The following is a 15,752-nucleotide window of genomic DNA, read 5'->3' as shown; positions in this document are numbered from 1 at the left end:
GCCGCCCTGCACCCGGCGCGGGGGCAAAAACTGCCCCCAGGACAGCAAAAAGCGTTCGCACGCCCCTGAGCGCTCGGCACACCGACGCAGTGCATGAAGGCGCTCGCTATTGTGCGATTTATTTATGTTTTTTTGCTACCCCAAACTGTGGTTTTGACAGTCCGCCGGTTTGCACGCATCTTGCAAAAATTTTTATGTCCGCCAGATTTTCGGCATCTCTTGCCGCTTTTACACCATCGGCGGCTGGCAGATCCCACTGATCGCGACAGTATCGCGCAGGGGCTGCACATCTTTCATGCGAGGCGATTATGGGAGTCAGCATATCCGGTTCAAATGCCATATCCAACCTGAGTGGTTCGGATACGAACTTTGACACAGTGCTTGCCAACCTCAAGAAGGTTGAGTCCACGCAACTCAACCAGCTGGAGGCCTGGAAAAGCGACTGGAAGCTGCGCTATGACGCTTTTGGCAAGGTTATAACCCAGGTCAGCACCGCCAGCAGCGTGCTGGCCAACCTGGCCAACAAAAACAGCTTTGTCACCAAAAATGTGACCAGCAGCGACAGCAACATCATTTCCGCTGTCGCGAGCGCCGCAGCCGACGACGTGCAGCACACCATCAACGTGACCCAGGTGGCCAGCAACGCCATATGGGCCAATACCGGGCACGTTTTCAGCAGCAAGACCGACATCATCAACACCTCCGGTGCGTCGCAGACTTTTTCATACGAATATGCGGGCAAGGAATACAGCGTGGCCGTTCCGGCAAATACCACGCTCGACTCCTTTGCAAGCATGATCAACAACGCCGCCGACAACCCCGGCATCAAGGTCAGCATTGTGCAGGCCAGCTCCGGCTATGTCTTTCAGGTTGCGGGCAAAAGCACAGGCGCGGCCAACGGGCTTGTCATCCACAGCTCAAACCTTGTGGGCATGAACTCCACAGGGGCCACATCCACCTGGAAATCCAACAACGTGCTGGACATGTCCAGCTCCGTTACCGATCCCACAAATTTTGCCTACGACCTCATCATGGAGGACGGCAACACGTTTTCGGTCAAGATCGCCGGCAACAAAACCAACAGCGACCTTGCGTCGGCCATTAATTCACAGGTGGGGCGCAACATTGCCAGCGTCGACAGCTCGGGCAACCTGCAGCTTACCGACGTCAAGGCAGCGTACCGCCGCGACGCGGACAAGCAGACCACCTTCAGCACTCCTGTCACCAAATTTACGGTGGGTTCGTCGCCGACCACCACGACCCTTGCCGCAGATATGACCGTGGTGCTCAACATGAACGACGGAGCAACCACCGGCACACGCACGCTGACCGTCAAGGCCGGAACCACCATGAAGGACGCCGCGCTGCAGATTGCGCAGGCCTCCGGGGCCAGCTCGGCCGAGATGACCTATAACAGCAGCGGCGGATGGGACCTGAACCTTTCCAACGTCAACGGCGCGACATTCACCTTTGCCGACAGCAGCAGCGACTCTGGCAAAATAACCTCCACGGTTACCTCGGATGCCTCCATGATGGGCACCAAGGTCGTGGGCAACGCCGGCACGCAAAGCTATACCGCCAGCACCGACGTTACCTTTGACAGCGCCAAGCTCAGCCAAAAGCTTGGCGGAACCAGCGCCGACAGCTCAAAAAGCTATACCTACACCATTGTAGACCATAACGGGAGCACCCAGAGCTTCAGCCTCACCCAGGACCAGACCTATCAGGATCTGTTGACCAAGCTCTCAAGCTACGGCGCTGCCAGCGGCAATACAGTTACCCTGTCGAATACCGAAAGTTTTTACATGAGCGCCGGCGGCTCTGTCGGCGGCATGGATGCAGTCACCGTCAAAACAAACGCCTCGACCACCATCACCAACATGACGGCCACCGATACGCTGGAGACGCCGCCAAACCTGGTCTACACCTACACGACCAACTCCAGCACAACCCCGCAAACGATCACGCTGTCGGGCGGCTCCAGCATGACCGACATCCTCACGGCCATCAAAAACAAGGGCCTCACCGGCTCGCTGGTGAGCGCCGACGGCACGACAACCATCGACCTGCAGACAGGCACGCTGCCCACCACGGGCAATTATTACCTCAAGCTCAACAATATCGATACGTTCAGCGGGCCGAACATTGACGGGCAGGTTACCAGCTCCTCCAACTGGAACATCCGCAGCGCGGCCAACGCCAAATATACTGTGGACAACTGGCCGGTGGAGATGGAATCCGCCACCAACAGCGTCAGCGACGTCCTTGAGGGCGTGGTTTTTACCATTCAGGACAAGGGCAGCGCCACTCTTTCGGTCGGCACGGACATCACCTCGGTGGAAAAGTCCATCCAGAGCTTTCTGGATTCGGTCAACTCCATCCTGATGACCATCAACGAAGCCAGCAAGTACGATCCTGACAAGGCGGTCACCACCAACGACCCCAAAAAGAAGACCAGCGACAACTACAGCACCTCGCAGCTCACCACCGAAAAAGGCGGCCTGCTGCAGGGCAACTACGGCGTGCAGCTGTTCAAATCGCGCTTTACCTCCATGCTCAACAGCGCGCCTCCTGGTTTTACCAGCCGCACAACCGCCAGCGATGTGCTGTCGGGCGACGTGCTGGCCAACCTGGCCAACATGGGCATCAAGGTTGAAACCGACCAGACCAGCTCCAACTACGGTCTCTTGCAAATTGCTCCGTCTTCCGGCATTGCCGAACTGCAACAGATGGACCAGAGCAACTACGAGAACATGATCAACAACCACCTGTCGGATGTGGTGGATTTTTTCTGCTCGTCCGGCACGGGTGCGAGCACAAGCGCCGACTTCCGCTATGGCAGCCACATTTCTGGCATTACCAAGGGCGGCACATATGATGTGAACTACTCGGTGGACGCATCGGGCAACATAACCAAAGTCATGGTGGGCGGCGTGGAAGCCACGCGCGACACCAGCCAGCCCGGCTACTATTACAGCGTCGCCACCGGCGATGCGCGCGGTCTGTCGCTGCAGATAGACAACCTCTCGGCTGGCGACCACTCCGGGCAGATCCGCATCAAGGAAGGCCTGGTGCAGACGGTCAGCACCTTCCTCAAGGGCGAGCTGACCTACACGGATGTAAACGTTACCACCACCGGCACGGACGACCAGAATGCGGCAGCCATTGCGCTTAAATCGCAAAACGGCGCCCTGATGGTTCTAAAAAGCAACTATCAGTCCATCATGGACAACATCGACAAAAAAATTACCCAGGAGCAGACGCGCCTTGAGCAGTGGGAAACACGGCAAAAGGCGTATTTTGCCAATCTGGAAACCCTGCTCAAGAAGTACAATACGCAAAAAGATCAGCTGACATCGCAGATCGCAAGCATGAAGAGCTCCACTAGCAGCAGCTAAATCAGCAACCTGCAGCACACCGCCAACGAACACCGTCATAAGGACAATATATGAACAAAGCGGCGCAAGCATATTTTCAGACCAAGGTAGGCACAACGGATCAGGGGCAGCTTTTGCTCATGCTCTACGACGGCGCTCTCCAGTTTATCCAGCAGGCGCGCACCAAGATGCTTGCCAATGACTATGCGGGAAAAGGCATCCTTATTTCCAAGGTCATCGATATCATCAACGAGCTTGCCGCGTCGTTGAACATGGACAAGGGCGGCAGCCTGGCTGTTAACCTCAACAACCTGTACCTGCTCTGCACTGCGCGGTTGCTGCGGGCCAACCTCAAGATGGATATGGACTCGCTGAACAGCGTCGAATCCATACTCTCCGGCCTGCGGGGCGCATACGCCCAGATTATTGAAACCCCCGAGGCCCGCAAGGCGGCAGACGATATAGCCAGCCGCATGCAGCCCATGGGCTCGGTGACCAAAACCGCCCAACCCATCATTCAACCGACAATGACCGCAGTGCCGCGTTCGCATGCCCAGGCGGCATATGGCCGCAGCGCCATGCGTCCTGCTTCGCCAGCGGGCCAGCCCAATGCCGCGCCAGCGGACGCGCCCCGCGCCCATGTGCAGTCATTTGACCAGGCCCTGCCCCAGACTGCTACCCCTGCTCCCCGCCTGCCGGGGGGCTATGGCAAACCCTGACGTTTTTTTCAGCAGTTATGCAAGGTTGCCGCCCATAACCGGCAGTGCAACCAGGCGCGATGCAAAAGGCGGCGGCATATAATGTCGCCGCCTTTTACGTTAAAAAATAGCCAGGTTAAAAATACCCTTGAGAATACATACGCAGCGCCGATAATTAATTTTCTGAAAACCTATCATTACAATCTTTGACATGGTGTTGCACAGAAGTTACTACACACGGAATTGAAAAAAACGGGACGGCTATTCCGCACCCCTTCTACATATTTTCATCCATACAAACAAACGCAGCCATGCCGAAATCAACAACAGCCTCAGCGCATTGCACCAGCACCTACCTCAATCTCTTTGAGATGTTTGACAAGGCAGGTGTTCCACCAGAAACACGCTGGCGCTCTCTTTTACTTTTTTTCAGGGAAATGAACGACTATCATTACCTTGATGAAGATCAAAAAATTGCCATTCTATCACAGATGGCAGAGATTTTAAAAAACAAGCAGTATACTGACGATCAGCTTGTTTCTACAATCCGCAAATGCAGCGAGATATTCAGCAAGCCCCTCGTAAATCAGCTTAACAGCATGGTTCACGAGACTTCCTCTGTCATCGACCAGTTTTTCAGCAAGCTTTCTTCCCGCTATGGCGACATAGCCCACCTTGAAACAGAGAGCCTTTCTATTGTTGCTGAAAATGCCAACAGCACCGAGATGCTTGAAAAGCTTCAGTCGGCCTTTCACCGGGTCAAGGTTCTTTTTGAAGAAGACATCTGCAATCTTGAAAATCTCGCCTTCATCGACCCGCTGACAGAGCTTGCCAACCGACTGAGCCTTGACATGTTCATGAAGAACGCCGACGCGCGCTGGCAAAGCGAGGGACATCCCATTGCGCTGGCCCTGTTTGACATTGACCACTTCAAGTCATTTAACGACACCTACGGCCACCTCATCGGCGACCAGGTGCTGAAGGTTGTGGGCGTGCACCTCAAGCGGGCCAGAGAAGAACTGGGGCAGGAGACCGAGGTCATGGCCGCCCGCTTTGGCGGCGACGAATTTGCCATGGTCATTTCCGGGCCCAACGCGCATGCGCTGGGGGGCGTCATAAACCGCTTTTGCAATGCCATCAAAAATTTCAATCTGCTGATCCGCGATACTGAAGGCAACGTTGAAAAAAACAACCTCCACATCACGGTAAGCGCGGGCATATCCGTGCTCGACAACCTGTCGCCGCAGATCCGCACCATCGAGCAGCTTTTTGAACGGGCCGACAGGGCGCTGTACCACGCAAAGCGCAAGGCCCGCGCCCGTGCCGTTGTGCTCAAGCCCAACGACCGGTATCTGATCCTGGACGACGAAAACGACGACGCGGCCTGATCCGCCCTGCCAGCGAGGTTGCGCGGCAATGCAAAAGAGCTGGACCCCCAATGGCGTCCAGCTCTTTTGCATGCTGCAGCGGTGCAGGCGGGGCCTCTGGTCGCACGACCGGCAACAGCGCCCCTAACGCACGCCCTTGCTGTTCAGGAAGGGACCGTAGCGTTTGTCCGTGCCCATGATGTGCCCCACCAGCCAGTCTTTCAGAAAGCGCATGATCTCCATGGTGACCTTGGCACGGCCCGATTTGAGTTCTTTTTCAAAGGCCAGCACTTTTTCCACCAGCTCGCGGTGGGCTTTTTTGTGGGCGGGGGCGTCAGGGTAGCCAAAGCGGTCAAAAAATTCTTCTTCAGTGGCAAAATGCTTTACGGTGTACTGCTTCAGCCTGTCGAGCACGCCTGCCAGCACGGTATCAGACCGGCGCTGCCGCATGGCGGCATTAAGTTCGTTAATCAGCGTCACAAGCCCCTTGTGCTGCTCGTCAATGACCGCAACGCCCACAGAGAGCTCATCCGTCCAGCTTATGAGCTGGTCGGAATCGACCACGCCGCCCAACCTGCCCTTGCCCATGGCCCCGATAATGGCGTCCAGCTCTTCCGCCTGGCCCGATATTTCCACCAGCACATGGATGGAGCGGTTGACGTGATCGGCTGTTTCCGCCGCAACGGCGTTGACTTCTGTGACGCCGCGTCGCACCTGCTCGCTGGCGGTGGTTTGCGCATTGCTGGCTTCGGCGATAGCGGAGACCTCGTTGGCGGCCTGCTGCACAAATTCAGCGATACGGTTAACATCTTCGGCGGCCTGTTCGGCCGTGCCCGCACTGCTGACAATATCCTGCGCTGCGGCGTCAACAGCCTGCACATTTTCGCGGGCCTTGGCCTGAATGCTGCGCAGCGACTCGCCAACCTCGCGAGTGGCGTTCATGGTTTTTTCCGCCAGTTTGCGCACCTCGTCGGCAACTACGGCAAAGCCCCGCCCGGCCTCGCCCGCACGGGCGGCCTCAATGGCAGCATTAAGCGCCAGCAGGTTGGTCTGGTCGGCAATATCAGTAATGACCCCCAGCACCGCCCCGATGCCCTCGGCCTGCTGACCCAGGCTGGCCATGGTCTCTTTGAGCGACAGAATACGCCCCTTGACCTGCTCGATGGAAGTCACTGCGCCCCGCACGCCCTGCGCCCCGGCGACAGCGCCCTTCCGGGCCATTTCCGCATCTTCAGCGGCCTTGCCCGTATTGAGCGCAATGTTCTGGATGGCGTTATTGATCTGCTCAACGGCCTGCGAGGCCTCCTGCATACGCTCGCGCTGCAGCACCACGTCGTGGTCCACGTTTTCCATGTTCTGGCCAAGCTCGCGAATGCCCGCAAAGATGCTGGCCGAGGCCGTCGCCGCTTTTTGCGAGGCAACGTTCATGTCGTTGAGCAGCTGCCTGATCTGGGATTCCGCCGCCCGGCTTTCCTGCAACGCCTGATTGCTGTCGGCGGCGAGCCGCTCGGCCTCGTCGCCCTTGCGGCGGGCATCTGCAAGGGCCTGCGCCAGGGTTGCGACCATGGAGCAGATGCTGTCGCGCAGGTCGGAATATTCCTTGGGCATGGCGTCGCGCGGGCAGGCCGCTGCGCCCCCCGCCGCCACATCCCGCGCATAATTGCGGATGGTGCGCAAGGGCAGCAGCAACTGACTGTAGACTGTCCACAAAAGAAAAACGCCCGCCAATGCCGCAATGCAGAACAGCGCGCCATGCACCAGCAAGGAGGCATCTGAAATAACGCCGTAGGTGAATGATGCCGCGCCCCCGCACATCAGTACGGCAGCTGAGGCGAACAAACGGATTTTAAGGCTTGTTCCTGCTTCGATGGACATGCTCACTCCCATAGTGTGCTCAGATGCGCCACTTCCATATCTGCGTCTTTTCATACCCGGCGCCGCGCCAGGCCTGACACGTTCCGAACAGCGTTGCAGTGGCTAAAAATCATTCTTTCTTTGAACGCATAAAATCTGCTGGTCTACGCCTGCTGGTTGCCCCAGGCCTTGAGGCAGAGGGCGTGACCCCTAACTGGCCCTCGACTTCGTACACTGCACATGCCGCCGCATGGTTACCGACCTCCCGTTGCCGCCCCCCGGATACGCCGCGCGCTGCTGGCAGCCCTACCTCTCAAATACTTAACGGATGATTGGGATTTTCCATTATTACCCGCAAAAATATTTTTCGTGACAAACAAAATCAACCTGCCAAAAAAGAGGAGCGGACGCCATAGGGGGCCGCTCCTCATCACGCCGCCGCAGCGGCAATAAAAGCTCTCGCCCCTAGCCGGCAAGCTCGCCCAGATCCTGCAGGCGTTGCTCCACACTCTCCCAGCGCTGCAACAGCTCGGTTTGCTCGCCCTCGAGCGCCACAAGACGGTCAGTTGTGCGGCTAAAGGCTTCAGGATCTCTGGCAAAAAGCTCCGGGTCGGCAAGGGCGGCCTCAAGATTTTTCTGCTCCTGCTCCAGGGCGTCCAGCCGTTCCGGCAAGGCCTCCAGTTCCTTGCCCAGCTGCTCAAACTCCCGCTGTTCCTTGAAGCTGCGTCTGCGGGGTTTGTCTGCCACGGGGCGCGGATTTTGCCTGACGGGCTTTTCTTCCGCCTTGCGCTCTGGTGCTGGCGTGGCCCGCTGGCGCAGCCAGTCTGTGTATGCTCCGACGTATTCGTGCGCCATACCGTCGCCCTCAAGGGCTATCACGCTGGTCACAAGGTTGTCCAAAAAACTGCGGTCGTGGCTGACCACAATAACCGTACCCGCATAGTCTGACAGCAGTTCTTCCAGCAGTTCGAGGGTCTCCGCATCCAGATCGTTGGTGGGTTCGTCCAGCACCAGCACGTTCGAGGGCCGTGTAAAAAGCTTGGCCAGCAGCAGCCTGTTGCGCTCGCCGCCGGACAGCACCTTGGTAGGCAACCGGAGACGGTCCGGGGTAAAGAGAAAATCCTGAAGATACCCGGCAACATGGCGGGTGTTGCCGCCAACGGTGACCACGTCGTTACCCTCGGCTACGCTGTGCATGACGCTTTCTTCAGGGTCGAGGGTTTGGCGCAGCTGGTCAAAATAGCTGACTTCGAGGTTTGTGCCCAGACGCACCGTGCCTTCGATGGGCTGCTGCTCGCCCAGCAGCACGCGCAGAAGCGAAGTTTTGCCGGTGCCGTTTTCGCCTATGAGGCCCACGCGGTCGCCGCGCTGGATAATGGTGGAAAAATTGCTGATAAGCGGCGGCTGGCCGGGATACCCAACTGTAATGGCATCGGCCTCAATAACCAGCTGGCCCGAGCGCCCGGCCTCCTGGGCGGCCATACGTACATTGCCCTGTTTGTCGCGCCGCGCGGCGCGCTCTGCCCGCAGGGCCACCAGGGCGCGTACCCGGCCCATGTTGCGCGTGCGCCGGGCCTTGATGCCCTGGCGTATCCATATTTCTTCCTGCGCCAGCTTTTTATCCTGCAGGGCAAAGGCGCGCTCCTCGGCGGCAAGGCGTTCCTCGCGCCGCTCGGGGTAACGGTCAAAGCCGCAGGAATAATTGTGCAGCTTGCCCCGGTCGATCTCGACCACACGAGTGGCAAGACGCCTGGCAAAGGCCCGGTCATGGCTGACAAAAATCAGCGTACGGGCCTTGCGCAGCAAAAAATCTTCCAGCCAGGTGATGGTGGCTATATCCAGATGGTTGGTGGGCTCGTCAAGGATGAGGTCTTCAGAGCATATGAGCGCCCGCGCCAGCGCCACCCGTCGTTTGGTGCCGCCCGAGAGCGAGGTGAAATCGGCGTCAGGGTCCAGCCCCAGATGGTTGATAACGGCGAGCACATCGCCGTAACGCTCCCAGCCGCTGGTCAGCTCCATGCCCTGCTCCGACCCTGCATGGGCGGCGGCAAGGGCTTTGCCCTCCTCGCCCAGCACCTCGGCCACAAGGGAAAATACCGTGCCGCGCCAGCGCTCGGGCACATCCTGGGGCATCTGGCCGATGGGGGTTCCCGGATGGATGATCAGACCCGAATTGGGCGGCATTTGCCCGCCCAGCAACGCCAGCAGCGAAGATTTTCCCGCGCCGTTGCGGCCCACCAGACAGAGCCTGTCGCCGACTTCAACCGATAGATCCGCCGCGTCCAGCAGCGGTTTGCCGCCGAGGTTCAGGGTTACGCCCTGCATGCTCAAAAATGCCAAAATATTCTCCATCTCTTGATATGAGTCCGCTGAGGGCCGTACCCTGCGGATGCTGTCTGTGCGATCCGCTGGGGGCTGCGCGCCGCGCGCTACAACGCCCGCCGCTACGCCCCCGCAGAAGCGTATCATTACCCCAGCGACGAAACTGACGCAACGGGCCTGCAAAATGCCGAGAAACACGGGATAGTGCACGCACCCGATGCGGCAGGGAGGCGGCGCGGGGGGTATGCAGCGGTAGCGTGCAGACAGCGTTATGCGCGCTCTGCGCGATACTGCGCGCAGAATTTTGCAGGCAGGTAGGCACAAGTCCTGACAGCCACCGTGCGACGCCTCGCAAGGGCTTGCCTGGAGCGCCCCAGGGCTACCTGCCTGCCTTGTGCTGCGCGCCTGATGAGCGTAACCGGGGGTATGAACCCGATGATTTTCCTTTTATCCACGAGCTGCAATATGCACAGCGCCAAAATTTTTTGCTGGTCTTGCCTGGCAGTTTTCCTTGCCTGGAGTGTGCGGGCGCATGCTGCCGACATACAGATACGCGAGACCACCCAAGCCACGTCTCAGGGGGCGGTCGCGGTTAAGGCTTTTTTTGCCGCCGACCAAGGCCGGCACGCTGCCGTCGTTATTCTGCACGGCAGCCAGGGGCTAGAAAAATTTCGGACGTTTTACGAACGCAATGCGGCCAGCCTGGCGCGAGCGGGCTTCAACGCATATCTGCTGTCTTACTACAACGGGCAGGATGCGGCCTGCGCTAAAACTGTTGAACAGCGCCGCGCAAATTTTGCCAAAAGGATAATGGCATGGTCGCTGATGGTCAGCGATGTGGTCACGTCTATCCTCGCGGATGGCCGCAATACTCGCGCCGTTGGCTTGGTGGGGTACTCGCAGGGGGGCTTTTTGGGCGCTGATGTCGCCAGCAGGGACGACAGGGTTTCGGCGCTGGTGGTTTTTTACGGGGGCATTTCCCCAACGCGCAGCCCCGACAAACGCAGCCCCGCCCACATGCCGCCCCTGCTGGAACTGCACGGCGACGCCGACGCCACCGTGCCCATGGAGCGCGGCAAGGAACTGGTAGACATGACCCGCAGCCTGGGCCAATCAGCGGAGATGGTGGTATACCCGGGCGCGGGGCACGGCTTTGGCGGCGCGACCGCCGCGGATGCGGAACAGCGCACTCTGGCATTTTTTCAGGCGCAGCTGACGGGACATGATCTGTTGCCGTTGCCATAATATGAACTAGTTTCGACTTGATCTGACAGGTGCCCCTTGAAGGAAATGGGAATCTCCATTTTTATGGAAGTGTAAACGCGCCAGCAACACGGCTGCCCGGTTAAGGCCATCTTTTTCAACCCTAACCTGTAGTGCCGCACCCACCCCGCAGACGAACCATCAGGGATGATGCAGCCCCCTGAAACACTGCGCTGGTCAAACCCGCCGGGGTTCATACCCTGCGGCATTTGTTAATGAATTTGTGCCACATACAGACGAAAAGCGGCGAACTGCCGTTAAAGCGGCCCGCCGCTTTTTGCGGTGTGGCTGGACGGCATCGCATTCAAGCCGAGGAAGTTCCCCTCTGTCTTGCCCCAGAAAGACGGTATAGCCATAAAGCTGTCCACCTTAGTTTTGCCGTTGAATGGTTCGTGCAGTGAACCCACTTCTGTTCAGGCTGGCCCTGCGGCCCGGATGAGCAATAGACGATGGATTTTGTAAGCGATGCCCTTGCGGGGGGACGGCGCAGCCGGATTTTGACGATGGCTGATCTGTGTGATCGTTCAAGCCCTGCGCCTGAAGTGGATATGTCGTTGCCAGGAATTCGGGTCGTGCGCGTACCTGAAAAACCACGCCTCCAAGGAAGGTTGCCGCAGCGAGCAACGTTGATACGGCCCAGAACTTCGCGATAAGGTCCTGGATGCATGGGCTTTTGACACGGTGCGCGGATAGAGTTTACTCGTCCGGGGAGTCGCGGACAATGGACATACTGAATACGTTAACGAAAAATTCCATAATGAAGTTTAAACCAGAACATGTTTCTATCAGGCACGACGCCCAGACCCCTTGAAGCCTGGCGACAGGATATACCAACAGCGGCCACACAGCTTATAGGGCTGTCTGACACCGAAAGAATTCCATGAAAAATATACCCTGCGGACCTTTGGAAATCACTAATTTACAGGTGCATACGCAGTGGGGCAAGGTCACCTCTTGCTGACAGACAAGATAATCTCCAACATCCAGGCAAGCTCGGTCAATCTGATGAAATTATTGCGAATCAATTTTTTTGACCCTCTACAGGAAAAACAGTCGCTGCTTCAGTGGACGAGCCATTGGTTGCTGGCTTGTGCAAGCGCTGCACTATTTGCAGGGTATTTTTTAGAGAACACGGACACATTTATAACCATAGCTCTTTACATGCTGTGGATAGAATTGATTATCGCAGGCACGCAATGGGGACTCTGTGAAGACAACTGGCCGACATTGATCGCTGCCGGGTGGCTGTTGGCCTGCAGCCTGGGCGTGTGGAATTTTTTTGGTCAGATATATTCCCCGGGGCCTGTACCGAGTGCGACTGTTCAATTTTTGTGGCTGCTGCTTATCGGCTATCTGGCTCTGAGGGCGGGGATGCATATTGGCACCAGGGCTCAAGGGATTTCGCAGGGTGTTGAAAAATTCTGTTGGGCAGTATCCCCTGAGCATTTTGCATCGCACAGCTTCTGGCATACCATTTTTGCACTATGCGCAGGTTCATGCGTTGGTCTTTGCATGATCTACGCTTATTTTGGCAGCATTCCCTTTTTTTCTGACAATCCCCCCCTGGCTCGTTATCAGTTCTTTAATGGCCCGTTTACCAACAATCTTTTTCGCTTTGCCTTTAGAGTTTTTTCTGCCGTTTCCATGATTTCATCCATGTATATTATAGTCCTGATCAACAACAACCTATCCTTAAAAAGAAAAATCACAGCTTTTTTTTGCGTAACATTAACCCTGCTATGCGTGCTTGGCAGTGGTTCACGTGGAGACTTCTGTGCGCTTGTGCTGTTTATCGGCATAAGAATAACCTTCTTCTGGCCCGCAAAAAAACGCCTTTTGCCCGCATTGATTACAATCGCTTTCTGTGGCGCCACTTTTTGTATTTTAACCCTCTCACGTATCCGATCAGGGCTGGATTCTCTGTCAAGAGTATTCCCCGAAATTAGTGATGCGGCACTGTTAATTCAGTCTATGAATACGCATGACGTGCCCTTTTGCTGGGGAAAAACGTATCTTTCAGCGCTATTATCCTTTGTACCAAGCTCAATTTTTCCTTTCAGAGAAACCTACGGCTTTGGCCGGTACTCTCTTGAGGTGTTCTCTTTGAACGAGACTTCGCCCATTGCTCCAACATATGGGGGCCTGAGGCCTACGTTTGTTGGTGAAGCATATCTTAATGGAGGCCTTGTTGGAGTTATCCTGTTTGGCGTTGTTCTGGGGATACTCTTGGGGGCATGGCGGTGCAGGCAAAGAACGATTCAAAATTGCTCAGGTGGCTGGGTAATGTTTTTTTTAATTTCGTTGCTTACTGTCATGGTGTCTGACTTTTATGGCATTTTTTATGGAGTGGTGGTGGTAACTTGCGCGGCTTGGGCTATGGAGAGGCTGTTCAAGAGGTTGGCATGCCAAAACTGACCGGCAGTAGAGATACCAACAAAATTTTGCAGGGCATGTGCATAGCCGTTTTTTGCAAGGGCTTTGCCGTTGTTTTCAGCTATCTGCTTCATTTTGTGCTGGCAAGAATGCTGGGTAGCGACGGGCTTGGACTGTTTGCCCTGGCTTTTGCCATAGTGATATCTGCATCATTTTTGGGCCGGTTTGGACTTGACTATGTGCTGTTGCGCCATGCGGCCCTGTACTCGTCCAGTGGCCAAATGGGAGTGCTTGCGGCATGGTGTCGACAGGCCAATTTGTTTGCCGGAGGCATGGCCCTGACACTAACCATTGGCATTGCCGTCTTGGGTCAATGGTTTTGCACCGAGGTTTTTGGCAAGCCAGATCTTTATATGCCTCTTATTGCCATGACAGCGGGGCTGATACCGCAGACGCTGCTTTTTTTGCAGGCTGAAACCCTCAAAGGCGCAAGCTGCATCAGGGCATCTCAAATGCTTCAGGGCGATGGCGGCGGGGTACTGGTGTTTGGCGCGGCTCTGTGCCTGAGTTTGCCCCTGGCCATCCCCTACGGGGTAACCGGTGCTGCCATGGGGTTTGCCCTGGCAAGTTGGGTTGCCTATTTTGCTGGCTGCGGCATGTCTGCGCGCCTGTTTGCTGGTGCGCACCAGCAAGACCCGCCTGCATTTGCCAACCTGCTTAAGCTGGGCATGCCGCTGTTTATTGCTTCCGCCCTGTCTCTAGTGGTTGCGAAGGCGGGCATTCTTTTTCTGGGAGCTTGGGCCTCAGCTACGTCTGTGGGCGTTTTTGCCATGGCGCAAAAGCTGGCCCTGCTTGGTTCAAATATCCAGACAGCCTGCTGCACCGTTATTGGCCCCAAGATCGCCGTGTTGCAAAAAAAAGGCGATATGAACGAAATTGCGGCATATTACCGCAATGGTACGCGCCTCATTGCCGGGCTTACGGCTGTTGTGCTGGGGAGCGTTGCGCTTTTGGCTTCGCCCATTCTTGGTTTGCTTGGGGCGGATTTTGTGCAAGGCACCAGTGCGCTGCGCATACTCGCGGCCGGAGAAATGCTGGCGCTAATATTTGGACCTACCAGCATTACCCTGATAACCACAGGTCACAGCAGGGAGCACTGCATTGCTGTGGGGCTGGCGGCGGCAGTGATGGCTCTGGGGGGGCTGCTTATCCCCTCATACGGACTTGAAGGAGCTGCGGCTGCCGTTGCAATCAGCACGGTAACGCAAGCGGTAGGACAGGCCGTGTTTATTCAACGCCGGCTAGGATTCTTCCCCTGCATTGTCGGGGTGGGATAATTTTTCCATATGGTTGCATACCGCCAGAAAAACCTGTTGCGGCGTAATATTGTGCATGCAGAGCAGATAGCTGCATTCCGCATACTCCTTTCCATCATAGCAAGGCATGCAAGGTAGAAAAACGGAAGACTGCAGCGCAAGATTTTTGCTGGCGGGAAAAAGCTTTTCACTCGCGAGGGTGGGGCCAAACAACGCCACGCATGCACCGCCGCACATTCCCATCAAGTGCATTGTTCCGGTATCGTGCGTTACGAGCAATTGTGCCTGCTTGAGCACGTGCAGCAGTTCTGGAAGAGTTGTACGATTGACAAAGGACACCACTGGTAAATTATTGAAGGCCTCGGCCAGCTTGCCCGTCTTGTCAATCCCCACAATCCCCACCGTGCGGCCACTTTCAGACAGCATTTTGGCCAGTTGCACATAAAAATCTAGCGGCCATTGCCGCATCCTGTCTGTGGCTAAAGGGCTGGGACTTCCCGGCGCCAGCAGTATGGCAGGCATTTCTTCAGTAATGCAGGGTGCGGATTGCACCGGCGGCAATGCGATGGGAGCGTCAGGATCGCTATCTTTGCCAAGGGCCAAGCGTGAGTATTCAAACCCATGATAGCGGCCAGGAATAAGCCAGCGGCCATGCCGAAAAGAACGCACTTCTTTGCACCGCACACCAATGCGGAGGATGTGATACCGCCAGTCTCGGTACGGAATCAGGCAAAGGTCAAATTTGCGTCTGCCCAGCTTGCGCAGGACAGACCACACCGCGCGGATTTTTTGTGGCAGGCTGCCGTGCAGGATAGCATCTTCGTCGGCGGTAATAATTTCATCTACAATGCCCGTCGCTTCCAGCAATGGCCTCGCTGCTCGGCCCACAACCCATACCAGCCGAGCGTCCGGTTTTACCTTTCGCAGCTCCGCCGCCATGATGCTTGCCATGGCAACATCACCAATCGCGCCGAGTTTAATGATTAGATAGAAAGACATCGCCATCCTAAAAAGTGTTTTTGCGCTCTAGCTCTGCAAGTTGATAATAACCCGCGTGTTGCCAGGTTGCCCGACCGAAAGACTGACAGCCATAAATACAGCAAAAGGAAATCGTAGGAAAGTACGTTGTTGCGGACTTAAATAGAAACGTACCGACCACACATCCGCACAAGCCCTTTGACG

The 15,752-nt window shown here is 56.5% G+C and carries 9 protein-coding genes; 6 read left to right on the top strand and 3 right to left on the bottom strand.

Going from position 1 to position 15,752, the window contains the following annotated elements; all coding sequences use genetic code 11:
- Positions 1-308: 308 nt before the first annotated feature.
- The 3 genes from fliD (at position 309) to DDIC_RS02085 (ending at position 5,463) form a co-directional block, all read left to right on the top strand.
- A complete protein-coding gene (gene fliD / locus DDIC_RS02095) occupies positions 309-3,398 on the top strand; it encodes a flagellar filament capping protein FliD (RefSeq protein ID WP_136398917.1) in 3,090 nt (1,029 codons plus the stop codon).
- Positions 3,399-3,448: 50 nt separating this feature from the next.
- Complete coding sequence (gene fliS / locus DDIC_RS02090; protein ID WP_136398916.1) at positions 3,449-4,096, top strand: flagellar export chaperone FliS; 648 nt, start codon at positions 3,449-3,451, stop codon at positions 4,094-4,096.
- A gap of 290 nt (positions 4,097-4,386) precedes the next feature.
- Complete coding sequence (locus DDIC_RS02085) at positions 4,387-5,463, top strand: GGDEF domain-containing protein (protein ID WP_136398915.1); 1,077 nt, start codon at positions 4,387-4,389, stop codon at positions 5,461-5,463.
- Positions 5,464-5,586: 123 nt separating this feature from the next.
- On the opposite strand, the gene DDIC_RS02080 is transcribed toward DDIC_RS02085, so the two are convergent.
- Positions 5,587-7,317, bottom strand: coding sequence for a bacteriohemerythrin (locus DDIC_RS02080; RefSeq protein WP_168732441.1), 1,731 nt, complete (start codon positions 7,315-7,317; stop codon positions 5,587-5,589).
- 444 nt (positions 7,318-7,761) lie between these two features.
- Positions 7,762-9,636 carry an ATP-binding cassette domain-containing protein gene (locus DDIC_RS02075; RefSeq protein ID WP_136398913.1) on the bottom strand — a complete coding sequence of 625 codons (1,875 nt, stop codon included), beginning with the start codon at positions 9,634-9,636 and terminating at the stop codon, positions 7,762-7,764.
- A gap of 447 nt (positions 9,637-10,083) precedes the next feature.
- On the opposite strand from DDIC_RS02075, the gene DDIC_RS02070 reads away from it, so the two are divergent.
- From DDIC_RS02070 to DDIC_RS02060, 3 genes are all read left to right on the top strand, one after another.
- The gene (locus tag DDIC_RS02070) at positions 10,084-10,863 is read left to right on the top strand and encodes a dienelactone hydrolase family protein (RefSeq protein WP_168732440.1); all 780 of its coding nucleotides are present in this window, start codon (positions 10,084-10,086) and stop codon (positions 10,861-10,863) included.
- A gap of 972 nt (positions 10,864-11,835) precedes the next feature.
- Positions 11,836-13,296 carry an oligosaccharide repeat unit polymerase gene (locus DDIC_RS02065; RefSeq protein WP_136398911.1) on the top strand — a complete coding sequence of 487 codons (1,461 nt, stop codon included), beginning with the start codon at positions 11,836-11,838 and terminating at the stop codon, positions 13,294-13,296.
- Positions 13,284-14,591 carry an oligosaccharide flippase family protein gene (locus tag DDIC_RS02060; protein WP_136398910.1) on the top strand — a complete coding sequence of 436 codons (1,308 nt, stop codon included), beginning with the start codon at positions 13,284-13,286 and terminating at the stop codon, positions 14,589-14,591. The genes DDIC_RS02065 and DDIC_RS02060 overlap by 13 nt, the downstream gene beginning before the upstream one ends.
- On the opposite strand, the gene DDIC_RS02055 is transcribed toward DDIC_RS02060, so the two are convergent.
- Positions 14,556-15,569, bottom strand: a complete 1,014-nt coding sequence (locus DDIC_RS02055; RefSeq protein ID WP_168732439.1) for a glycosyltransferase family 9 protein — start codon at positions 15,567-15,569, stop codon at positions 14,556-14,558. The genes DDIC_RS02060 and DDIC_RS02055 overlap by 36 nt on opposite strands.
- Positions 15,570-15,752 lie beyond the last annotated feature (183 nt).

It is taken from the genome of Desulfovibrio desulfuricans (assembly GCF_004801255.1).
Classification (GTDB): domain Bacteria; phylum Desulfobacterota; class Desulfovibrionia; order Desulfovibrionales; family Desulfovibrionaceae; genus Desulfovibrio; species Desulfovibrio desulfuricans_C.
The sequence above is the reverse complement of the archived record's forward strand: the minus strand, read 5'-3'. Positions and strand labels throughout refer to the sequence as shown.

Bases quoted from the DNA above. Each gene is read 5' to 3' on its own strand.
- DDIC_RS02080 (WP_168732441.1), bottom strand. From the start codon at position 7,317: ATGTCCATCGAAGCAGGAACAAGCCTTAAAATCCGTTTGTTCGCCTCA.
- DDIC_RS02055 (WP_168732439.1), bottom strand. From the start codon at position 15,569: ATGTCTTTCTATCTAATCATTAAACTCGGCGCGATTGGTGATGTTGCC.
- DDIC_RS02060 (WP_136398910.1), top strand. From the start codon at position 13,284: ATGCCAAAACTGACCGGCAGTAGAGATACCAACAAAATTTTGCAGGGC.
- DDIC_RS02070 (WP_168732440.1), top strand. From the start codon at position 10,084: ATGCACAGCGCCAAAATTTTTTGCTGGTCTTGCCTGGCAGTTTTCCTT.
- DDIC_RS02085 (WP_136398915.1), top strand. From the start codon at position 4,387: ATGCCGAAATCAACAACAGCCTCAGCGCATTGCACCAGCACCTACCTC.
- fliD (WP_136398917.1), top strand. From the start codon at position 309: ATGGGAGTCAGCATATCCGGTTCAAATGCCATATCCAACCTGAGTGGT.
- fliS (WP_136398916.1), top strand. From the start codon at position 3,449: ATGAACAAAGCGGCGCAAGCATATTTTCAGACCAAGGTAGGCACAACG.